General features: G+C 49.9%; 16 protein-coding genes. 7 read left to right on the top strand and 9 right to left on the bottom strand.

What is annotated here, in order from left to right:
* Positions 1 to 645 precede the first annotated feature (645 nt).
* A complete protein-coding gene (locus tag QZ327_RS01500; RefSeq protein ID WP_294616524.1) occupies positions 646 to 2,577 on the top strand; it encodes a DEAD/DEAH box helicase in 1,932 nt (643 codons plus the stop codon).
* A gap of 4 nt (positions 2,578 to 2,581) precedes the next feature.
* Here QZ327_RS01500 and QZ327_RS01495 read toward each other — a convergent pair whose 3' ends face one another.
* The 5 genes from QZ327_RS01495 to QZ327_RS01475 form a co-directional block, all read right to left on the bottom strand.
* Positions 2,582 to 4,723 (bottom strand): S46 family peptidase, encoded by a 2,142-nt coding sequence (locus QZ327_RS01495; RefSeq protein WP_294616523.1) that lies wholly within the window; start codon positions 4,721 to 4,723, stop codon positions 2,582 to 2,584.
* Between the two features lie 16 nt (positions 4,724 to 4,739).
* Positions 4,740 to 6,113, bottom strand: coding sequence for a TIGR00341 family protein (locus tag QZ327_RS01490; RefSeq protein ID WP_294616521.1), 1,374 nt, complete (start codon positions 6,111 to 6,113; stop codon positions 4,740 to 4,742).
* A gap of 9 nt (positions 6,114 to 6,122) precedes the next feature.
* Complete coding sequence (locus tag QZ327_RS01485) at positions 6,123 to 7,568, bottom strand: lipopolysaccharide biosynthesis protein (protein ID WP_294616519.1); 1,446 nt, start codon at positions 7,566 to 7,568, stop codon at positions 6,123 to 6,125.
* Positions 7,569 to 7,722: 154 nt separating this feature from the next.
* Positions 7,723 to 8,760, bottom strand: a complete 1,038-nt coding sequence (gene ruvB, locus QZ327_RS01480) for a Holliday junction branch migration DNA helicase RuvB (RefSeq protein ID WP_294616518.1) — start codon at positions 8,758 to 8,760, stop codon at positions 7,723 to 7,725.
* Positions 8,761 to 8,800: 40 nt separating this feature from the next.
* Complete coding sequence (locus QZ327_RS01475; RefSeq protein ID WP_294616516.1) at positions 8,801 to 9,541, bottom strand: DNA alkylation repair protein; 741 nt, start codon at positions 9,539 to 9,541, stop codon at positions 8,801 to 8,803.
* A gap of 118 nt (positions 9,542 to 9,659) precedes the next feature.
* On the opposite strand from QZ327_RS01475, the gene QZ327_RS01470 reads away from it, so the two are divergent.
* Together QZ327_RS01470 and ybeY are read left to right on the top strand one after the other, a co-directional pair.
* A complete protein-coding gene (locus tag QZ327_RS01470; protein WP_294616514.1) occupies positions 9,660 to 10,892 on the top strand; it encodes a nucleoside recognition domain-containing protein in 1,233 nt (410 codons plus the stop codon).
* 290 nt (positions 10,893 to 11,182) lie between these two features.
* Entirely contained in the window at positions 11,183 to 11,599 is a 417-nt protein-coding gene (gene ybeY / locus QZ327_RS01465) for an rRNA maturation RNase YbeY (RefSeq protein WP_294616512.1), read from the top strand.
* A gap of 420 nt (positions 11,600 to 12,019) precedes the next feature.
* On the opposite strand, the gene aroB is transcribed toward ybeY, so the two are convergent.
* Complete coding sequence (gene aroB, locus QZ327_RS01460; RefSeq protein ID WP_294616511.1) at positions 12,020 to 13,081, bottom strand: 3-dehydroquinate synthase; 1,062 nt, start codon at positions 13,079 to 13,081, stop codon at positions 12,020 to 12,022.
* Between the two features lie 337 nt (positions 13,082 to 13,418).
* Between aroB and QZ327_RS01455 the strand changes: the two genes are divergently transcribed.
* The 3 genes from QZ327_RS01455 (at position 13,419) to cls (ending at position 18,357) form a co-directional block, all read left to right on the top strand.
* Complete coding sequence (locus tag QZ327_RS01455; protein ID WP_294616509.1) at positions 13,419 to 13,832, top strand: hypothetical protein; 414 nt, start codon at positions 13,419 to 13,421, stop codon at positions 13,830 to 13,832.
* Between the two features lie 102 nt (positions 13,833 to 13,934).
* The gene (locus QZ327_RS01450; RefSeq protein ID WP_294616508.1) at positions 13,935 to 16,844 is read left to right on the top strand and encodes a TonB-dependent receptor; all 2,910 of its coding nucleotides are present in this window, start codon (positions 13,935 to 13,937) and stop codon (positions 16,842 to 16,844) included.
* Between the two features lie 73 nt (positions 16,845 to 16,917).
* Positions 16,918 to 18,357, top strand: coding sequence for a cardiolipin synthase (gene cls, locus QZ327_RS01445; RefSeq protein WP_294616506.1), 1,440 nt, complete (start codon positions 16,918 to 16,920; stop codon positions 18,355 to 18,357).
* A gap of 13 nt (positions 18,358 to 18,370) precedes the next feature.
* Here cls and rsmD read toward each other — a convergent pair whose 3' ends face one another.
* The 3 genes from rsmD to QZ327_RS01430 are packed head-to-tail and all read right to left on the bottom strand — an operon-like array spanning position 18,371 to position 20,376.
* On the bottom strand, positions 18,371 to 18,904 hold the full coding sequence (gene rsmD, locus QZ327_RS01440; protein ID WP_294616504.1) for a 16S rRNA (guanine(966)-N(2))-methyltransferase RsmD: 534 nt from the start codon (positions 18,902 to 18,904) through the stop codon (positions 18,371 to 18,373).
* Positions 18,895 to 19,674, bottom strand: a complete 780-nt coding sequence (locus QZ327_RS01435; RefSeq protein WP_294616502.1) for a DUF3822 family protein — start codon at positions 19,672 to 19,674, stop codon at positions 18,895 to 18,897. The genes rsmD and QZ327_RS01435 overlap by 10 nt, the downstream gene beginning before the upstream one ends.
* A 15-nt stretch (positions 19,675 to 19,689) precedes the next feature.
* Positions 19,690 to 20,376 (bottom strand): hypothetical protein, encoded by a 687-nt coding sequence (locus QZ327_RS01430; RefSeq protein WP_294616500.1) that lies wholly within the window; start codon positions 20,374 to 20,376, stop codon positions 19,690 to 19,692.
* 96 nt (positions 20,377 to 20,472) lie between these two features.
* On the opposite strand from QZ327_RS01430, the gene QZ327_RS01425 reads away from it, so the two are divergent.
* Positions 20,473 to 21,936, top strand: a complete 1,464-nt coding sequence (locus QZ327_RS01425; protein WP_294616498.1) for an AAA family ATPase — start codon at positions 20,473 to 20,475, stop codon at positions 21,934 to 21,936.
* Positions 21,937 to 22,044 lie beyond the last annotated feature (108 nt).

The following is a 22,044-nucleotide window of genomic DNA, read 5'->3' as shown; positions in this document are numbered from 1 at the left end:
TATCGTGACAGACAATAATGTCTATTGTGACAAACATTAGTGTCCCTCGCCACAGACACTGGCATCCCTCGGCAGGAACGCTTGTGTCCGACGGGAGAAAAAAACGTTTTCCGCATAAACAGCGCATATTTATCGGGAAAAGGAGCATATCCATCCGCGTTTTATGCAAGGCGCTTCTGTTTCGGAAGCAAGGTGCAGGGACGGGAGTAAGCAAAAAGGCGGTTCTGCCGCCTTTTTGTCATGAAACGGAGCCTGTTTGCTTACGGCTCTTTCATTGAAGGGAATTGCCGTTGTGAGGTTACGGCTTTTTCATTTACAGGAGTCAGGGGAGTTAAAAGGAGTTATCAGCCGCCAAGTCGGCTTGGAAGTTAGAGCCGATACTTCTGTAACAATGTCATACACAAGAGTATCGGCTCTAACTCCTGTAACTCCTTTTAACTCTCCTGACTCCTGCAACTCACTTAACCCCTCTGACTCCTTTCCCCCCTTCCCCCCCCTTTAAGTCCTGACAACTACGACAACTTCCGATAACTCCCTGAAACGGAAAAGTCGCGTATTATAAGGAAACTGTAGCATCAGTTATCGTTCATAACTAAAAAAAATTCGTATCTTTGCACCCGAAATATATAGATATACAAAGATTTAATGAAAACATTTGAAGAGCTCGGTGTGTCGCCGGAGATACGCCGCGCCATTGAAGAAATGGGATATGAGTGTCCCATGCCGGTACAAGAGGAAGTAATCCCTTACCTTTTAGGAGAAAATAATGATGTAGTAGCACTGGCACAAACAGGAACAGGAAAGACCGCAGCGTTCGGTCTGCCGCTTATACAGAAAATTAACGTCAACAACAGAATTCCCCAATCACTTATTCTTTGCCCCACACGCGAACTTTGTTTGCAGATAGCAGGCGACTTGAATGATTATTCCAAATACATCGACGGGCTGCGGGTATTGCCCGTATACGGCGGCTCTTCTATCGAGAGCCAGATACGCGCCCTGAAACGGGGAGTGCACATCATCGTTGCCACTCCGGGACGCCTGCTCGACCTTATGGAGCGCAAAACCGTTTCGCTCGCCACAATCCAGAACGTAGTCATGGACGAAGCGGACGAGATGCTGAACATGGGATTTACGGACAGCATCAATGCCATTCTTGCAGACGTGCCCCAAGAGCGCAACACGCTGTTGTTTTCCGCTACCATGAGCCCCGAAATAGCACGTATCTCCAAGAAATACCTGAATAACGCAAAAGAGATTACCATCGGACGCAAGAACGAGGGCACGAACAATGTGAAGCACGTGGTCTTCACCGTCCATGCCAAAGATAAATATGCCGCCCTGAAGCGTATCGCAGACTATTATCCGCAGATATACGGTATCATCTTCTGCCGTACACGCAAGGAGACGCAGGAGATAGCCGACAAACTGATGCAGGAGGGCTACAACGCAGACTCCCTGCATGGCGAACTGAGCCAGGCACAGCGCGATGCCGTGATGCAGAAATTCCGCATACGCAACCTGCAACTATTGGTGGCTACGGATGTTGCCGCACGCGGCCTGGACGTCGACGACCTGACCCATGTCATCAATTACGGTTTGCCCGACGACACCGAAAGCTACACGCACCGCAGCGGACGTACGGGACGTGCCGGAAAAACAGGTACATCCATTGCCATCATCAACCTGCGCGAGAAAGGCAAGATGCGTGAGATAGAACGTATCATCGGCAAGAAGTTCATCCCCGGAGAGATGCCTACCGGCAAGCAAATCTGCGAGAAGCAGCTGCTGAAAGTAATCGACGAACTCGAGAAGGTGAAAGTGAACGAGGACGAAATCAGCGATTTCATGCCCGACATCTACCGCAAGCTGGACTGGCTGAGCAAAGAGGACCTGATTAAGCGCATGGTTTCCCTCGAGTTCAACCGTTTCCTGGATTACTATCGTGACCGCGAAGAGATAGAGATTGCCACCGGCGGCGAACGCAGCGCCAAAAACGGCGAACGCGGCGGCAGTGCCCGCAAGGCGGCACCGGGATTCAAACGCCTGTTCATCAATCTCGGCAAGATGGACAATTTCTTCCCCCACGAACTGATTACCCTTCTGAACAGCAATACCCGCGGACGTATCGAGCTGGGACGCATTGACCTGATGCAGAAGTTCTCTTTCTTCGAAGTGGAAGAGAAAGAGGCAGGAAACGTTGTAAAAGCCTTGAACCGTAGCAACTGGAACGGTCGTAAGGTCTCTGTGGAAATTGCCGGAGAAGAAGGGAAAGACGCTCCCAAAGGAAAGCGCAGAAGCGAAGGCGGAAACCGTGGCAAGAAAGAGTCCGGCGGCAAAAAACGAAGCGGCAAAGACGACCGCCGCAGCGAATCTGCCGGCAAACGAAACGATAAGGCGGAATATGCCGCCGACAAGAAAAAGAGCAAACCCAGCCGCGAAGAACGGGGTTACACCAAAGCACGCGGTAAAAAAGACGACTGGAAACAGTTCTTCCAAGGGAACAACGAATTTAAGGATGTAGAACCCGACTTCAGCGAAGAGGGTTGGGCAAAACGGACTCCGAAGAAGAAATAAACGGTTATTTCCCGGAAGCTATTTTCAGCTCCCGTATCAGATGTCCGGCTTTGCCGTATTTCTCTATCATGAACAGGATGTAGCGTACATCGACCCCGATGCAACGCTGCATCTTCGGTTCATAGAGGATATCACTGCCCATCGCTTCCCAATTGCCATCGAAAGCCAGCCCGAGAAGCTCGCCTTTTGCATTGAACATGGCGCTTCCCGAATTGCCCCCGGTTATGTCGTTATTGGAAATGAAGCAGACGTTCATTTCGCCCTTTTCAGCGGCATATTTGCCGAAATCACCGCCGGAGAGCAAGGAAAGGATTTCCGGTTGCACCTCAAAGTCCACATCGCCCGCATGGGCTTTCACTTTTTCAAGAATACCCCCGGCTGTGGTATAATAGCCGTATTCGGCACCGTCAAACGGAGCATACCCGCATACCGTGCCGAAACTCAAACGCATGGTGGAATTAGCGTCCGGATAGAAGTTGCGCGAAGAGTACATCCTGCGTACGGCAGCATTCAGCAAACGCTCGTTGCGGGCTATATTCACGGCAGTTTCTCTCGTCTGCATATTGATTTCGAACATCTTGCCAATGAGGTCGATGCCCAGGTTTATGGCGGGGTCATCATAGAGGCGATAGGTAGTGTCCCGCTCCAGGAAACGTCTCAATCCGCGGGAAGTGACCAGTTCCGAACCGGCATACAGGCTGTCTACATAGGCTTTGCCATTGCCGCCGTACCGGACGGCAATCGTATCGTAAAACTCCGGCAAATAGGCGGGACCGACCTTCGAACGATACACTTCCAGCATAGCCGTAAAGACTTCCTTGTCGATTTCCAAATCCAGATTGGCATACTTCTCCGCAATCGCTTTCAGATTGGCGGCAACGGCTTTGGGTTCTCCTTCAAAATCAAAATTCAAAACGGACAGTGCCAGTTGTATCAATTCGGGACCATTCAGGAAAGCTTCGGCAAAGTATGCCAATGCACGGTTGGCTTCACGCGCGTTTTTATAATCCAACTCCAAATCGGGAAACAACCGCAACAACTTCGCGCGCTCCTCGGGTGTCTGCCGTATCCAGCGGCGGAGTTCCTGCTCCAAAGCACGCTTCTTCTCCAGAATATGCAGTTTCCGTATGGCGCGGTTCACCCCGATGCTGTTTTTCCAATAATTGGAGCTTTCGTCATATTTGGATGCATATTTTATGCGGATGCTGTCTCTCCTGTTCATCTCACGCTTCCAGATTGCCTGCTTGACACCGCGTACATCAATCTGTGCCCGGTTGGTACCATTCATCATTTCCTCGATGCCGAACGAAGAGAGGTAACGCTCCGTCCTGCCCGGATAGCCCAATGTCATGCAGAAAGAGCCTTCCTTATAGCCGTCAAGAGAAACGGGAGCCACGTATTCGGGATGAAAAGGGACGTTTTCCGGCGAATAATCCGCCGGACGGTTGTCCTTATCGGCATAGACACGAAACACGCAGAAATCGCCCGTATGGCGCGGCCACATCCAATTATCCGTATCCCATCCGAACTTCCCCACCGAGGAAGGCGGCGCAAACACCAGCCGGACATCATTATAGTCGCGATAGACAGACAACCAAAACTCATTGCCGCCATAGTACGCATCCACAACCCCTACAGACGTAGAGTCTTCATGCGCCACTTCTTCGCTGATGGCAAACATCACCGAATCCACGGCAGCGGAACGTTCCGGCTCGGTCATTTCCGGCTTTACCGCACCAAGTACGCGGCGCGTGACATCTTCCGTGCGCAACAGGAAACGGACATAAAGCTCCGGATTCGGCAACTCTTCGCCGCGGCTATGCGCCACAAAACCGTCCTTCAGATAATCATGCTCCACGGAAGAGTGCTGCCGGACACTGTTGAAGCCGCAATGATGGTTCGTAAATACCAATCCGTCTTCCGACACCACCACTCCCGAACAGAAACCGCCGAAACTGACGACGGCATCTTTCAATGAGGGACGCCCGGAACTGTACAACTTATCTGCCGGCATCTGCAAGCCGAGTTCCTTCATTGCGCGGCGCGTCTGTTTATTCAGATTGCCCAGCATCCACATGCCTTCGTCTGCTTGTACCGTCAATGCGAGCAGGCAGCAAACGGCTACGATTACGAGCCTCGGTTTCATATCGTCCTTTACTTTATTATTGCGCAATCAGCCTCAACTGCCTGGAACCCGTACGCGCTTTCAGCCATTCGGTCATCTTCTTTTTTTCATGAGCGTCCGGGTGCCTGCCGAACTTCAAGACAGCCAATGTCACCGTATCTATCCGTGCCGAATCGACCGTCAGTTCAAGCGCATGAGAGAGAGAAACCGACTTCACGGAAGGATAAAGCACCTTCAACTCGGGAATAATCTTTTTGCCCAATTCATCGTACTTTTTATACTGTTCCAAGTCCTTTTCCAACGAAGATATCTGTTGTTTCTGCTCCACCAGGCGCTGTTCGCTGTTCTTGTAAAAATCTTCCATGACCATGGCACGGATAGAAGAGATATCCAGCGACTCGTTGTTCATTCCCTGAAGCACAACCAGTTTGGTGTTGTCCAGTTTATAATCTTTCATCTTGCTGCGGGCTATGGCGATAGAAGCTTCCGGCACCTCCTGTCCTATCAAGACCACACGTATCTCATGGTTCTTCCCTTCATGCCGTATCTTCTTGTCCAGCACTTGCGTATTCTCAAAGGCAAGCTGTTCGTTCACAAAACGGTTGGCGGCACCTTCGAAGAAAGTATCCCGGATAATCCCTACCGTAAGATACACGGCAGGGCACATCGTAAGGACGGCTATCAGCACGATATACTTCCGCACTGTCTTTTCACGATTCTTATCCACAAACTCTTTGCGCTGGAAGTGCATCACCCGCACGCCGATAAAAGTAGCCAGACTGATAAATACGGAATTAATGAAATAAAGATAGAATGCGCCAAGGAAATAAATCAGATTGCCCGTTGCCAGTCCGTAACCTGCCGTGCACAACGGCGGCATCAATGCCGTAGCAATGGCGACACCAGGAATCACATTCCCTTTTTCTTTCGTGGAGAGTGCCACTACGCCTGCAAGACCGCCCATTAGCGCGATGAATACGTCATAAATCGTAGGTGAAGTGCGCGCCAGCAGCTCCGACTGTCCCTCGGCAACCGGGCTGACCAAAAAGAACACGGTAGCCGTGGTGACACTGAACAGCGTGGTTATCAGAAAGCTTTTCAGCGAACGCTTCATCAGTTCAAAGTCGTTCAGACCGACCGATAGTCCCACCCCCATGATAGGCCCCATTAACGGCGAGATAAGCATCGCGCCGATAATTACAGCAGTAGAATTGACATTCAGGCCGAGCGAGGCCATAAAGATAGCGAATATCAGAATCCACAAATTGGCTCCTTTAAACTCAACTCCCTTACGGATGGAGTCTACCGTCTGGTACTCATTGTCTTTATCCTTGCGTAAATCAAGATACTCTCTCAGGAAATTCTTGATTACAAATGTGTTTCTGTTAGAAGAATTGACAGGCTGTTTCATAAGCTAAATCTATTTTCGGATAAAACGGTTAATGACAGGTATCTGGCCAAGCGGCAAATCGCGCTTTACAACATAGGCTATAAACACGCATAACAACAATGTACGAAACGCCATACGCAGGCAAATGTTCTCAACCGGCACATATTCTGCAACAGCATAAAGCACCGCAGCCAACAGCACATAGCTTCCTATCGCCTTCAGGTCATACCGGATGGGGTATTTCTTCTGGCCGATGAAGTAAGAGAGCAACATGGCAACGCCATAGCCTGCAAATCCCGCCCATGCGCAAGCCATGTAGCTGAACCTCGGAATGAGCAGGACATTCATCGTCACCAGCACGCTGCAGCCTATCAACGAGAAATAGGCTCCCCAGCGTGTTTCGTCAATCAGCTTGTACCAAAAAGAGAGATTGAAATAAATGCCCATGAAGATTTCCGCAGCCATTACGATAGGAACGACCCGCAGCCCTGCCCAATAGTCGCGCCCGATGATGTAGCGGAGAATGTCCAGGTAGAACACCACGGCAAGAAAAGCAAGCAGCGTAAAGATGATGAAAAACTTCATCGCCTGCGCATATATCTGGCGGTTGTCCTTATCGCGGCTCTTGCCGAAAACGAAAGGTTCGTAGGCATAGCGGAAAGCCTGCGTCAACATCGCCATCACCATTGCAATCTTGCTGGCGGCTCCATAGATGCCGAGCTGTACGGTGGCTTCCACCTCATCGGGATAGACAAAGGGAAAGATAATCTTATCCGCCACCTGGTTCAGGATACCCGCAATGCCCAGTACCAGCAACGGCAGGCTGTAGGCAAGCATCCGTTTCAACAGTTGCCTGTCCAGCACGTATGCAAAGCCGCGCAGTTCCGGCAACATGCAAAGCATAATGGTAGAGGTACACACCAGATTAAAGAGGAAGGCATACGCCACATCATCGCCTTTCATCCAAACATAATAAACCAGATTGAGCGCGATGTTCAGGAATATGAACAGCAATTTGAGCGCCGCAAACTTAAGGGGACGCTTCTTATAGCGCAAATAGGCGAAGGGAATGCTTTGAATGGCATCCATCGCCACTACAATCATCATCATCCCCACATACCAGGGATGCTCTCCATACTCCAGCCAGTTGGCAATGGGTTGCAGAAACAACAGTCCCAAAGCAAGGAATGCCAGCGCACCGGCACCTACACTGAGCAGCGTGGTGGAATACACACGCATCGGGTCGTCCTCGCCTTTATTGACGAAGCGGAAGAAGCCTGTCTCCATACCGCACGTCAGCAACACCAGCAGCAATGCCACCCACGCATAAATGTTCGTCACCACACCATAGCCGCCCGACTGCGCAGACAACGCCGTGGTGTACACAGGCACCAGCAGATAGTTGAGGAAGCGCCCCACTATACTGCTCAACCCATAGATGGCAGTCTCTTTTGCCAATGATTTCAATCCAGCCACGTTATTCTATACTTCTTTGTTTTACGACAATTCCAGTTTATATTCTATCGCATGCCTTTGCCTGCTCCCGCCAGCGCATCAAGTTCTGCCTGCGGAAGCAGTTCCTTCAGATAAACCTCGCCCCTGTTCAACCGGAAACAGTCTATACCACCGGTCATCTGTCATTATCAAACAACGTCTTCTGACTGCTGTAAAGACTCCTTCCCAAATGTTTGTAAGCCAGTTCCGTCACTTCGCGCCCGCGAGGAGTACGTTTCAGGAAGCCTTCCTTTATCAGAAACGGTTCATACACCTCTTCGATTGTGCCCGCGTCTTCGCCCAAAGCCGTAGCAATGGTGGTCAGCCCTACCGGACCGCCCTTGAACTTATCGATAATCGTGCAAAGTATCTTATTGTCTATCTCATCCAGGCCGTATTTGTCGATGTTGAGCGCTTCGAGTGCGAAATTAGCAATCTCCGTATCGATGCTGCCCGAACCTTTCACCTGCGCAAAGTCCCTCACACGGCGCAACAAAGCGTTGGCAATACGCGGCGTGCCCCGGCTGCGTCCTGCAATCTCCGAAGCCGCCCTTACAGAGCAGGGCACATCCAGTATGCTTGCCGAACGGCGGATGATACTGCCCAGCACATCATCATCGTAATATTCCAAATGAAGGTTGATACCGAAACGGGCACGCAACGGAGCCGTCAGCAGACCGCTGCGCGTGGTAGCGCCCACCAACGTGAACGGATTTAAATCAATCTGTATGCTCCGCGCCGACGGGCCTTTGTCTATCATGATGTCGATGCGGTAGTCTTCCATAGCCGAATAGAGGTACTCTTCCACTACGGGGCTCAACCGATGTATTTCATCGATGAACAGCACATCGTTCGGTTCCAGGCTGGTAAGCACACCCGCCAGGTCGCCCGGCTTGTCGAGCACCGGACCGGAAGTAATCTTGAAACCCACTCCCAGTTCATTGGCTATGATATTGGAAAGCGTGGTTTTCCCCAATCCGGGAGGACCATGAAGCAACACATGGTCCAAAGCTTCTCCTCTGAGACGGGCTGCCTTCACGAAAATACGCAGATTGTCCACCACCTTGTCCTGTCCGCTGAAATCTTCGAAACTCAACGGGCGGAGCGCGTTCTCAAAGTCACGCTCTCTATTGGTCAACTGGTGCTCGCGTATGTTAAAATCTTCTTGTTCCATTAAAATTCAATATATACAACGACAAAGATAGAGAAATCTTTCAACGTTTCATAAACTCCTTCCTCTCTTCTTCCGGGAATTTCTCAATGGCATAGCGCAGCATTGTCCGCGGCATCACCTTACAATATTTCTCAAGGAACTGCACCAGCAGGTCTTTATCCCGCTTGCCCATTTCACGCAGCATCCAGCCCACCGCTTTCTGCATCAGGTCGTGCAGTTTGCCTGCATGGGATGCGGCGTAAGTGACGAAATGTTCCGACAGTGCCAGAATATCGATGAAATCGCCGTTTTTGATAAGCGTATAAGTAGAGACTACCGCGATGCGTTGTTCCCAAAGCAAGCCACTGTCTTTCAGCCGATAAAGGTCTTCGCGGGATTTGTCTTTCAGATATTCCCCCGCAATGTAGGGGGCGGACAGGTCCACCAAATCCCAGTTGTTGATGCGTGCCGTTTGCGAAAGATAGAAGTCGTAGATAAGTTTCCTTCCCTTTTCATCGCTCTTTTTGAAACGCTCCACCAGCATCAGCAAGGCGCAAAGCCGGCACTCGTGCCACGGGCTCTGCAACAGTTCCGCCATCACTTCGAAAGGGGCATCCTTATGCCGCTTCGCCACCAAACGGGTGTTCGGAACCACTACCCCCAAAAACTTGTCACCCTCGCCATACTGCCCTTTGCCTGTCTTGAAGAAACGGGGCAGGAAATCCCTTTTCACCGGGTCGATATAGCTCTCCAAGTCGTTTCGGATATCCGCAACGGCAGTTGCCACTTCTTTCTTGTCCATCACTCACCTTTTGATTTACATATACTTGAATTACTTTGCCAAAGCACAAAAATACAACAAATCTATAGAAACTATGAAAAGTTATCTTTAATTTTGCGACAAAGAAAGATAAGGACACATGGTTTTAAATTACATCTGGGTAGCTTTTTTCGTAATCGCTTTCGTTGTGGCACTTTGCAAACTCCTGTTCATGGGCGACACAGGAATCTTTACGGAACTTGTCACCTCCACATTCGACTCCTCAAAGACTGCGTTCGAGATATCGTTGGGACTGACCGGCATCCTGTCCTTATGGTTGGGCATCATGAAAATCGGCGAGAACAGCGGAATGATCAATGCGCTCTCGCGTTGGCTCAGCCCCGTCTTCTGCCGGCTCTTCCCGGAAATACCCAAAGGGCATCCCGCCATGGGCTCCATCTTCATGAACCTTTCCGCCAACATGCTGGGGCTTGACAACGCTGCCACTCCCATGGGGCTGAAAGCCATGAAAGAGCTGCAAGAACTGAACCCCCAAAAAGACACCGCCACCAACCCCATGATTATGTTTCTGGTGATGAACACGTCGGGACTGATACTGATACCCGTCAGCATCATGATGTACCGCTCGCAGATGGGCGCCGCGCAGCCTACGGACATTTTCATCCCTACGCTGATCACCACCGCCATCTCTACCATTGTCGGCGTGACCGCCGTCAGCATTTCGCAGCGGATAAACCTGCTGAACAAGCCTATCCTTATCCTGATCGGGTGCATCAGCCTCTTCTTTGCCGGATTGATTTACCTGTTCACCCGGATAAGCCGCGAAGAAATGGGCGTCTACTCCACGTTGGTTGCCAATATCATACTTTTCTCCATCATCCTGCTTTTCATCCTGTGGGGATTGTGGAGGAAAATCAATGTATACGACGCTTTCATCGAAGGTGCCAAGGAAGGATTTACCACTGCCATACGCATCATCCCCTACCTGGTGGCTTTCCTTGTCGGCATCGCCGTTTTCCGCACTTCGGGAGCGATGGATATAATAGTGAACGGCATCGGCTATGTCGTCGGGCTGTTCGGTGTAGACACCGGCTTTGTGGATGCACTGCCCACTGCGCTGATGAAATCGCTAAGCGGCAGCGGGGCGAACGGGCTGATGATAGATACCATGAAGCAATATGGCGCCGACTCCTTTGCCGGACGCATGAGCTGCGTGGTGCGCGGTGCTTCGGACACCACGTTCTATATCCTCGCCGTCTACTTCGGCAGCGTAGGCATCACGAAAACCCGCAATGCGGTTACCTGCGGCCTGATAGCCGACTTCTCGGGCATCATAGCCGCCATCATTATCAGTTACATGTTTTTCTTTTAAAACACGGAGACGCAGGGACGCGGAGACACAAAAGGAGCAAAAGAGAATAAGAGGATAAGAGAATAAAAGCATAAAGAGGATGTAAAGTAAGATGAGGATATAAAGCGAAACGAGGATATTAAAGCAAAGAGAGCGGTTAAAGAAAAAGAGAGAGAACCGAACGAAGACAACAACTCCCCTCTGTATCTACGTCCGTGTCCCCCAAAAACAGCAACAAAGAAAGCCCTCCTCTGCTTCCCCCATATCTCTATATGCTGAACAAAAACAACCAACCAAAACCCTAAAACAATATGATAACTTACCAGACAGACGGTGTTGAAATGCCCGCCATCAAGAAGCGCGAAACCACGGAGTGGATCAAGGCGGTGGCCGCCGCTTACGGGAAAAGAGTCGGTGAAATCGCCTATATCTTCTGCTCGGACGAGAAGATTATCGAAGTGAACCGCCAGTATCTCCGGCACGATTACTATACGGATATCATCACCTTCGACTATTGCGAAGGAAACCGCCTGAGCGGCGACCTCTTCATCAGCCTTGACACGGTGCGCACCAATGCCGAACAGTTTGCCGGAAGCGACTACGAGCGTGAGCTGCACCGCGTCATCATCCACGGCATCCTGCATCTTTGCGGCATCAACGACAAAGGTCCGGGCGAACGGGAGATTATGGAAGCCGCCGAAAACAAGGCGCTCGCCATGCTGCGGTAAGCCGCCCGCCATTCAGCGCCGGGCAGATGCCGAAACCGGTTTGTAGCATACGTTAAGAGTATATAGACGGAATTAAGCCAACGCATGAGGGTGTTTCGAAACTCTCTTATTAACCAGATCACCCCTGCCACATCTATGGTAGGGGTGATTTGTGTATTTGAGGTGTTTCGACACACTCTCTTTCTTCAAAAAGTTTTCCTTCGGTCTCTTTTGAGTTTCCTTCCTGCCTGTTTTCCTCTTTTTATCCGTCACATAGCCCGCTATGCTCCTCATGAAACAGAAAAACATCCTCGAAAAGAACGCTCAAAAGAAGGCTGAACAAAATTTAAACAGGCTCTTAGAGGAGTCGGGATTGGAAGGAGTTAAGGGCGATAACTCCTTCTGTCTCCTTTGCGCTTTTGTCTGATGTCGTGGAGCTGCTTACAGCCCCATGCATTCCCGGTAAAAGTCAAAGACTTCGAATATCGTTTCCTTGTCTGCCGTTTGGTTCAGGCAGATATCGCCCACCTCCTTAAGCAGCGTGAAGTTGATGATGCCGGCGGTGTTCTTCTTGTCGTGCCGCATCAGTTCGTAGAGGCGGTCATATTGCTTGCAGTCGAAGGCGAAGGCGCCGTAATTCTCTTTGACGAATCGGATGGTACGGCGCATCTTCTCTTTGGGAAATCCCGTTTTTATGTGCGAGAGATAAAGTTCGCATACGATTCCCCACGCTACGGCATATCCGTGCAGCACCGGACGGTTCTCCGCCAAGGCAAGGCTCTCGAAAACATGTCCTACGGTATGCCCGAGGTTGAGCGCCTTGCGTATGCCAAGTTCCTTGGGGTCTTGCTCCACGATGTCTTCTTTCACATGGACGGAGCGCCCTACCATTGCTTTGAGGAGCGTGTAGTCGATGTTTTCCGTATCGAACGACAGTATTTCCGCCAGATGGTCCGGAGTGCTGATAAGCCCGTGCTTCAGCATTTCGGCATATCCGGAGAAGAAATTACGGGCATCGAGGCTGCGCAGGAATTCCGTTTCCAGCAACACGCTGGCGGCAGGCGCAAAGACCCCGATTTCATTTTTCAACCCGTTGAAGTTGATGCCTGTTTTTCCGCCTACCGATGCGTCCACCATGGCAAGCAAGGTGGTGGGGATGTTGATATATGCCATGCCCCGTTTGAAGGTGGAGGCGGCAAAACCGCCGAGGTCGGTCACCATGCCGCCGCCCAGGTTTATCAGCAGCGAATGGCGGGTGGCTCCCTGCTCGCTCAGGGCTTGCCACACGGCAGCCAAGGTTTCCAGGTTCTTATGTACGTCTTCCGCCCCGATAATGATTTCGGCGGCGTCTTGCAGCGCCGGGATACACCGCACCTGCGGCAGGCAAAGACGATGGGTATGTTCGTCGGTAAGGATAAAGAGCTTGTCGTGAGGACACTTTTCAATGGCGTGCGTCAGGCTGCTTTCGAGTTCTTCGCAAAGGATTACTTCTTGTCTGCTCATGAGAAAATTGCTGTTTTTTGATTTATTGCAGGGCAAAGATAGTTCTTTCGACAATAAATGCTACCTTTGCTTCACGAAAATAAGAGCCGGTCTGAATTTTGTCCGGCATTCTTCCGGGAGTTCTTTTCGAGGATGGTTTCCTGTTTTTATTAAGGGGCATGGCGGGCTTTATGAGGAGCATAGAGGGGCATGCGATGGATAGAAAGAGGAAGACAGGCTGGAAAGGGGCTTGGGAGGATGCCGTAGGAGAACATTTCGAAGAAAATTCAAACAGTCTCCGAAATCATAAATCTGAAATCTGAATTCTGAAATCATAAACCATAATTCTGAAATCCAAATGAAAGCTTTACTTCCCGTATGTTGTCGTCCGCTTGGATATTGTGTGATTGCGGCGGCTTTGTTCCTGCCGTTCCTGATGGCGATGATGGGCAAGGTGACAGATGCCAACCTGCTGTTTTATAGAGAGTGTTCCAAACTTCTGATGATGCTGGGGGCATTGATGATACTGTTTGCCTTGGCGAAAGGCGAATGTGAGGAGGTGGAGAAGATACGCAACAAGGCTACGCGCAACGCCATGTTCCTGACGGTGCTTTTCATCTTCGGCAGCATGCTCTATCGGGTGGCAAAAGGCGATTTGATGTCTGTTGACTCTTCTTCTTTCCTGATATTCCTGATTATAAATGTGCTTTGCCTTGAATTTGGCATAAAGAAAGCTGTTGTCGACCAGTTGTTTAAGCGGGGCGGACGGTGATTGGATGAAATCAATCTTCCGGTGCCGTTAAACCTTTTGCCCGTAAGTTCGTCAAATGAAGCAGTTACAAATAAATATTGTGGATCATTTAGAAAACAGGGCATGAAAAGAATTATCACCGGAACCGTGTTGCTGCTGGCAGCGACATTCTCCGCTTTTGCGCAAACAAAAAACATTACCGTCTCCGGCCGTGTGGTTGAGGATACGAACGAACCTGCGGTGCAAGCTACTGTTCAGTTGCTGTCGTTGCCGGACAGTGCTTATGCTGCCGGCGGTGCCACTACGGGAAACGGCTATTTCACCTTGCCGAAGGTGAGTGCCGGAAAGTATGTATTGAAAGTCTCCTATATCGGTTTTAAGAATAAGTTTATCCCTCTGCATCTTTATGCCAATGTGCTGAACAAGAACGTAGGCACGGTGACGCTCGAAACGGATGCCATCATGCTTTCCGAAGCGGTGATTACTGCCGAGGCGCCGCAGGTGCAGGTGGTGGAAGACACGCTGATGTATAACTCCTCCGCCTACCGCACTCCGGAAGGCGCGATGCTGGAAGAGCTGGTCAAGAAGCTTCCCGGCGCGGAAATTGATGATGACGGCAATGTGAAGATTAACGGCAAGGAGCTGAAGAAGATTATGGTAGACGGCAAGGAGTTCTTTGGCGGTGATGTGAAGACCGGCTTGAAGAACTTGCCTGTCGACATGATTGACAAGCTGAAAACCTACGATAAGAAGTCGGACCTGGCACGCATCACCGGTATAGACGACGGTGAGGAGGAAACGGTGCTCGACCTCACTGTGAAGAAGGGCATGAACAAGGGATGGTTCGGCAACGCCGATGCCGCTTACGGCACGGAAGACCGTTATATGGCACGTATGATGTTGAACCATTTTGTGGATAAGATGCAGTTCTCTCTCATCGGGTCGGCAAATAATGTCAACGACCAGGGATTCTCGGGCGGGGGCGGCGGTCCGCGTTGGCGTAGGAACAACGGCCTGACAGCCACCAAGACGCTGGGTGCGAACTTTGCCGTAGAGACGTCCAAGCTGGAGGTGGGCGGTAGCGCACGCTATAATTATAAAGGTGCGGACATTATCAGCTCCAACTCTTCCGAGCGCTTCCTGCAAAACGGGAATTCGTATTCCAATTCCAATTCGCTCAATAAGAACAAGGGTGTGGACTTCAATGCGGACTTCCGCCTGGAGTGGAAACCGGACTCGATGACAAACATCATTTTCCGTCCGAATTTCTCTTATGGCAGAACGAATAACGCGTCCGGTTCGGAGTCGGGAACGTTCAATGCAGACCCGTATACCCGTGTTGCCAATCCGAATGATTTCCTCGATTTCGACCGGATGGAGGAGGACGACTCCGACTTGGAAGATATCCGCGTCAATGCCACGAACTCGGCTTCTTTGAATAAGAGCAAGAGCATCTCTACATCGGCTACCTTGCAGTTGAACAGAAAGCTGAATGACAGGGGACGCAACATCACTTTCCGCGGGCGTTTCGGCTATGGCGACAACGACAACAACCAATATACGCAGTCGGAAACGCGCTATTATCAGATATTGAGCGCCATAACGGGCGGGGACTCCGTGCTGTATCGTAACCAATACATCACAACCCCCACCAACAATTATAACTATAGTGCCCAGGTGACGTACAGCGAACCTATTGCCAAGGCCACTTTCTTGCAGTTCAGCTATCAGTTCCAATACCAGTATAGCGAGAGCGACAAGACTACGTTTGACATGTTGGGCTTTCCCGAATGGGACATCAACGGGCCGTTGCCTTCCGGCTATGAGACGCATTCGGTGGATAGCCTGGGCAAATATGCGGAATACAGGTACTATAATCATGACGCGTCGGTGGCGTTGCGTTTCCTCCGCCAGAAATATCAGTTGAGCGCAGGAGTCTCTTTCCAGCCGCAGCACTCGGTGCTCTCCTACAAACGCGGTGATTACATGATTGATACGGCGCGCAATGTGTTTAACTTTGCTCCGAACGTTGATTTCCGCTACCGCTTCTCCAAAGTGAGCCAGCTGCGCCTTATGTATCGCGGACGCAGCAGCCAGCCCGGCATGGAAAACCTGTTGCCGATTGTCGATAACTCCAATCCGTTGAATATCAGGGTGGGTAATCCCGGCTTGAAGCCTGCCTTTACGCACACCATGCGTTTGTTCTATAATACATATAATGCGGAGTTGCAGCGCGGCATTATGACGCATGTCAACTTCTCTGCCACGCAGAACAGCATCAGCAACAGTACGATATATAATGAGCAGACCGGTGCGCGGACCACCATACCGAAGAACATCAATGGCAATTGGAATGCTTTCGGTATGTTTGGATTTAATACGGCACTGAAGAACAAGAAGTTCACGATAAACTCTTTCTCCAATATCAATTACAACAACAATGTGGCTTTCCTGTATAACAACGATACGAAGGCGGATGATAAGAACACTACCACCGGACTTACGTTGAGCGAGCGGCTGAATGGTGCTTATCGCAACGACTGGTTTGAATTCGGGCTGAACGGCTCTGTCTCCTATACTGCCGAACGCAGCAAATTGCGTCCGGAGAACAATCAGGAACCTTACACTTTCTCTTACGGCGCTCTGACCAACATCACGATGCCGTGGAAGATGACGCTCTCTACCAATATCACCAACCAGAGCCGTCGCGGGTATAGGGACAGCAGCATGAATCGTAACGAACTGATTTGGAATGCCCAGTTGTCGCAGTCTTTCCTGAAAGGCGCGGCTACCGTAAGCTTTGAAATGTACGACATCCTGAAGCAACAGAGCAATATCAGCCGTTCGCTGACGGCAGACGCGCGTTCGGTGTCTTCTTATAATGGCATCAACAGCTATTGTATGTTGCACTTTATTTATCGCCTGAACATCTTTGGCAGCAAGTCTGCACGCGAAAGCACGCAGGGCAGGAGAGGGTTCGGCGGTCCGGGCGGTCCCCGAGGCGGATTTGGCGGAGGACACCGTCCGTTCTAATGTTAATCAATGTAACAGGTGGCGGAAGTTCCTTTGTTTTTCATACATTTGTTTTACTCTTTATGACAAATGTATGTTTGATTGGAACTTCATTGCCGGCCTGATTGCCACGGTAGCATTCGATATAATCTATTTTGGCGCCATTATCGGAACAATTACGGTTATCATCCTCGATAACCGTAATCCGGTAAAGACGATGGCGTGGATACTGGTGTTGATGTTTCTGCCGGTCGTAGGGCTTGTGTTCTACTTCTTTTTCGGCAGGAGCCAACGGCGCGAACGCATCATTGGAAAGAAGAGCTACAACCGCCTGCTGAAAAAGCCGATGGCGGAATATCTTGCCCAAGAGTCGTGCATGCTTCCGATGAACTATAGCCGTCTTATCTCCCTGTTCCGTAACACTAATCAGGCTTTTCCTTTCGATGGAAACCGCGTGGAGGTCTATACGCGGGGGCTTTCCATGCTTCAGTCCTTGCTGCGCGAGTTGCAGAAAGCTACGAGGCACATCCACATGGAGTTCTATATCTTTGAGGATGATGCCATCGGCCGTATGGTGCGGGATGTGCTGATAGATAAGGTAAGGCAGGGAGTGGAGGTGCGCGTTATTTATGACGATGTGGGATGCTGGCATGTCCCTCATCGTTTTTATGAACAGATGCGTGAGGCGGGAGTGGAAGTGCGCAGCTTTCTGAAGGTCCGCTTTCCTTTGTTTACCAGTAAGGTGAACTATCGTAACCACCGTAAGATTGTAGTGATTGACGGGCGTATCGGCTTTGTAGGCGGTATGAACCTGGCAGAACGCTATATGCGCGGGTTCTCTTGGGGCATTTGGCGGGATACGCACGTGCTGCTGGAGGGCAAAGCGGTGCACGGTTTGCAGACTGCCTTTCTGCTCGACTGGTATTTTGTGGATCGCACCTTGATGACATCTGCCCGTTACTTCCCGAAAGTGGATAATTGCGGCAGTTCGTTGGCGCAGATTGTGACGAGTGAGCCGATAGGTCCCTGGAAAGAGATTATGCAGGGGCTTGTCATGGCAATAACCGGTGCACGGAAATATTTCTATATACAGACTCCTTATTTTCTTCCTACGGAAGCGGTCGCCGTTGCCATGCAGACGGCTGCTTTGGCGGGAGTCGACGTGCGCCTGATGCTTCCTTATCGTGCGGACAACAGGCTGACGCATTTAGGGTCTTGTTCGTATCTGGCGGAAGCGTTAAGGGCAGGGGTGAAAGTCTATTTTTATAAAAAAGGTTTTCTGCACTCCAAATTGATGGTTTCGGACAATGAATTGTCTACGGTAGGGTCTACAAATGTCGACTTCCGCAGCTTTGAGCATAATTTTGAGGTGAATACATTTATATACGATACGGAAACCGCCCTTCAGATGCGTGAGATATTCTTACAGGATCAGCGGGAGTGCGTACAGGTGTTCGCCAAGAATTGGGAAAAACGCCCGTGGTATCGCAAGGCGGCGGAAAGCATGGTGCGCTTGCTGGCGCCGCTGTTGTGACGCTTCCCAAACCTCATTTGAAAAAGGAGAAGTTTACGCTGCCATATACTCTTCTTTCCACAAAGTGAGGATGGGTTTCAAAATTGTCCGTTTTTCCATGTTCCAAGACAAACAGGCCGTCTTCTTTCAGGAGGCCGTTCTCGAAAATCAGGTCGGGCAGGGTTTCCAATCCTTTTAATTCGTAAGGCGGGTCGGCAAAGATGAAGTCGAATTGTTCGCGGCCACTCCGTATGTATTTGAACACATCACCGCGGACAGGCAGGCATTTGTCGGTTTTCAACTCTTGCATCACTTTGCAGATAAAGGCGTAATGGTCACGGTCTTTCTCTATGCTGACCACTTGGTCGCAACCTCTGGACACGAGTTCTATGCTGATGCTTCCTGTGCCGGCAAACAGGTCGAGGGCACGTACGCCTTCTTCAAAATCGATATGGTTGGATAGTACATTGAACAGGTTTTCTTTGGCAAAATCCGTAGTGGGGCGCGCCTTGAAGGTATGGGGCACGTCAAAGCGTCTTCTTTTATATATTCCGCTGATTACTCGCATAAGTGAATGGCTTGTAGGTCAAGATTAGCGGCAGGGTTCATGATGAATACCTGCCGGATGAATTTTCTCAGTTCGGGCAACAGTTGCTCTTTATCGGAGAGTTCGCCTGTAAGGTGCAGTTCGTCGCGCTCCTGTTCCATGCCGAGTTGTTTCCATATATAAAGGATGTAGTAGATGCGGTCGTTTACCTCTTTGCAGGCAAAGAGATTGGCGAATGTCAACCGTCCGCGTTCATAAGTGTATATGTTTACGGTTTCCTTGCGTAGGTGTACATACATTTTCCGGCAGTTGCCCAAACGGCTTTTGGCGGCAAAGTATTCGATAAACGGGCTTGCCTGGGAGTAGAAACGGATGTCGGGATATTGTTCGCACAACAGGGAACAGGTGCTTTTGTCCATTCCGAATAGTACGACTATATTGTTGTTGCGCAGAATGTTGTATTGCACCAGCTCGTTCTCCTGCCTGGAATGGTTATGATAGAATACGGTTTCTATCTGTTCGTCTTCAAAAAATTCCAAGGGAATGAACGTAAAGCGTTTGTTTGCCATGAGTACATTGACACGGCGGAACGGGGAACCCAGCCATTCCTCTTCCCGAAGCGCTTGTCTGAGGTTGGCAGTAAGCGATAAAGAGGGGTCTACCGCACGTTCATAGAAGGAAAACGTACCGTTGCCCAAAGGGTTGAATATAGAAAAAGAAAATCCATCCGTACTGAGACGGATGGATAATGTATATTGTTCCGATTTACTAAAATCAGTCTTTTCTATCATACGTGTGTCGGTGGATTATTCCCAGTTACCGGCATTGTTGTTGGCAGTTTCCAAACTACCGATCATCAAGCCGGAGTATTTGCCCAACTTAGTTTGAACGTCTTTCAGGTTAGCGATTTCCTGTACGTCCAGACCGTTCAGATATACTTCATACGGAGTCTTGACTTCGAGCAGGCAGAAAGGAGCACCCGATTTAGCCGTATCGTTGCGGATGGCCATCTCGAATTGTGCACCGTTTCCAAAAGGAACATATCTCATGGAGTCTGCATTGAAGCCTTTCGGGAAGATTGTATCCAATACGGCTACCCACATTGTATCACGCTTGAAGTTTTCCAATCCCCATTTCTTTACTTCCGAATAGTTGCCGGTTTTCTTGGCTTTATTGATGATGTTGATGGCTTTCTTTTCTGTCAAACCCTCTTCCAGCTGCTTGTCGTCCAATTCTCCTTGTTTGAAGATGAACGGGAGTTTCTGATTCTTAACAAAGTCAATCAGTGTATCGAAGTTGGCAGTGTATTGTTGGTCGTGCAAGCCACGATATTCCAACTGTGCTTTACGGATGTCCATTAAGCGTGCGATAACTGCCGCGTCTCTCTGCTTTTTGGCTTTTTCAAAGTTTATAGGACCCATGATGCTGGCATAGCAGATATAAACCAATGCCACGGCGCATAAGCCTAAAACGATATTAAATACTGTTTTCATGATAAATATGTTTTTTAGTTGTTATATTCGCACCGCAAAAATAAAAGAAATAAATTTAAAAACGACAGTTCCCGTTACTTTTTTTCTATTACAAAAATGATAAATAACTATTTAGAAAGGCAAATTAAGGAAAATTTCCCTTATCAACCAACTTCGGAGCAGGAAATTGCAATAAAATCTTTGTCAGAGTTCCTTTTGGCGCCCCATAATGAGGCGGTTTTCCTGCTTCGTGGCTATGCCGGAACGGGTAAGACATCGTTGGTAGGCGCTTTGGTCAGGACGTTGGATAAGTTGCAACAGAAGGTGGTATTGCTGGCTCCGACGGGGCGGGCGGCAAAGGTGTTTTCTGTTTATGCGGGACATCCGGCGTTTACAATTCATAAAAAAATCTATAGGCAGCAATCGTTTTCCAATGAGACGGACAATTTTTCCGTGAACGACAATTTAACAAATCATACGCTGTATATCGTGGATGAGGCATCGATGATTTCCAACGACGGTTTGTCGGGAGCATCGTTCGGGACGGGACGTTTGCTGGACGATTTGGTGCAGTTCGTCTATTCCGGTGCGGGATGCCGTCTTTTGCTGATGGGCGATACGGCACAGCTTCCGCCGGTGGGCGAGGAGCAAAGCCCTGCTCTTTGGGCGGACGCTTTGAGAGGATACGGGTTGGAGGTGCAGGAGACGGATTTGACTCAGGTCGTTCGACAGGAACAACAATCGGGCATACTGTGGAACGCTACCCGGTTGCGGCAATTGATAGCCGAAGATGCTTGCGGGGCATTGCCGAAGATAAGGGTGGCGGGTTTTGCAGATATAAAAGTATTGCCGGGCAATGAGTTGATAGACGTGCTCGAAGCGTGTTACGATCATGACGGACCGGATGAAACAATCGTGATATGCCGCTCCAATAAGCGGGCGAATATCTATAATAACGGTATTCGTGCCCAGATTCTTTGGCGGGAAGACGAACTGAATACGGGCGACTTGCTGATGGTGGCGAAAAATAACTATTTTTGGACGGAGCAGCTTCGGGCGGACATGCTGCGTGGCGGGGAGAAAAAGGAGGCGGTGGCACAGGTTCCCGATTTCATAGCCAACGGCGAGATTGCCGAAGTGCGCCGGGTGCGCCGTACCCGTGAACTATATGGTTTTCGCTTTGCCGATGTAACCTTGGCATTTCCCGACTACAATGATTTTGAGTTGGAAGTAAATCTCTTGCTGGATACCTTGCACAGTGATGCTCCTGCATTGCCTAAAGCGGACAATGACCGGCTTTTTTACGCTGTTCTTGAAGATTATGCGGATATAACGGTGAAACGCGAACGGATGAAGAAGATGAAGACCGATTCTTATTATAATGCCTTGCAGGTGAAGTACGCTTATGCCGTGACTTGCCATAAGGCGCAGGGTGGACAATGGAAGAATGTTTTCCTTGACCAGGGCTATATGACGGACGAGTATCTGACTCCCGATTATTTCCGCTGGCTGTATACTGCCTTTACCCGTGCTACGGGAACGTTGTATTTGGTGAACTACCCGCAGGAACAGGTTCTTTAAGAAACGAAGGTCGCCTGCAGAATCTGTTTAATTTTGTTCAGCTTTCTTTTGTTAGTTCTTTTCGAGGGTGTTTTTCTGTTTTTATGAGGAGCAGAGCGGGCTATGTGA

It is taken from the genome of uncultured Bacteroides sp. (genome assembly GCF_910578895.1).
Taxonomy (GTDB): Bacteria; Bacteroidota; Bacteroidia; order Bacteroidales; family Bacteroidaceae; genus Bacteroides.
This window is presented reverse-complemented; position numbering and strand designations above follow the sequence as displayed.

Bases quoted from the DNA above. Each gene is read 5' to 3' on its own strand.
- QZ327_RS01500 (WP_294616524.1), top strand. From the start codon at position 646: ATGAAAACATTTGAAGAGCTCGGTGTGTCGCCGGAGATACGCCGCGCC.
- QZ327_RS01495 (WP_294616523.1), bottom strand. From the start codon at position 4,723: ATGAAACCGAGGCTCGTAATCGTAGCCGTTTGCTGCCTGCTCGCATTG.
- QZ327_RS01490 (WP_294616521.1), bottom strand. From the start codon at position 6,113: ATGAAACAGCCTGTCAATTCTTCTAACAGAAACACATTTGTAATCAAG.
- ruvB (WP_294616518.1), bottom strand. From the start codon at position 8,760: ATGGAACAAGAAGATTTTAACATACGCGAGCACCAGTTGACCAATAGA.
- QZ327_RS01475 (WP_294616516.1), bottom strand. From the start codon at position 9,541: ATGGACAAGAAAGAAGTGGCAACTGCCGTTGCGGATATCCGAAACGAC.
- QZ327_RS01470 (WP_294616514.1), top strand. From the start codon at position 9,660: ATGGTTTTAAATTACATCTGGGTAGCTTTTTTCGTAATCGCTTTCGTT.
- ybeY (WP_294616512.1), top strand. From the start codon at position 11,183: ATGATAACTTACCAGACAGACGGTGTTGAAATGCCCGCCATCAAGAAG.
- aroB (WP_294616511.1), bottom strand. From the start codon at position 13,081: ATGAGCAGACAAGAAGTAATCCTTTGCGAAGAACTCGAAAGCAGCCTG.
- QZ327_RS01455 (WP_294616509.1), top strand. From the start codon at position 13,419: ATGAAAGCTTTACTTCCCGTATGTTGTCGTCCGCTTGGATATTGTGTG.
- QZ327_RS01450 (WP_294616508.1), top strand. From the start codon at position 13,935: ATGAAAAGAATTATCACCGGAACCGTGTTGCTGCTGGCAGCGACATTC.
- cls (WP_294616506.1), top strand. From the start codon at position 16,918: ATGTTTGATTGGAACTTCATTGCCGGCCTGATTGCCACGGTAGCATTC.
- rsmD (WP_294616504.1), bottom strand. From the start codon at position 18,904: ATGCGAGTAATCAGCGGAATATATAAAAGAAGACGCTTTGACGTGCCC.
- QZ327_RS01435 (WP_294616502.1), bottom strand. From the start codon at position 19,674: ATGATAGAAAAGACTGATTTTAGTAAATCGGAACAATATACATTATCC.
- QZ327_RS01430 (WP_294616500.1), bottom strand. From the start codon at position 20,376: ATGAAAACAGTATTTAATATCGTTTTAGGCTTATGCGCCGTGGCATTG.
- QZ327_RS01425 (WP_294616498.1), top strand. From the start codon at position 20,473: ATGATAAATAACTATTTAGAAAGGCAAATTAAGGAAAATTTCCCTTAT.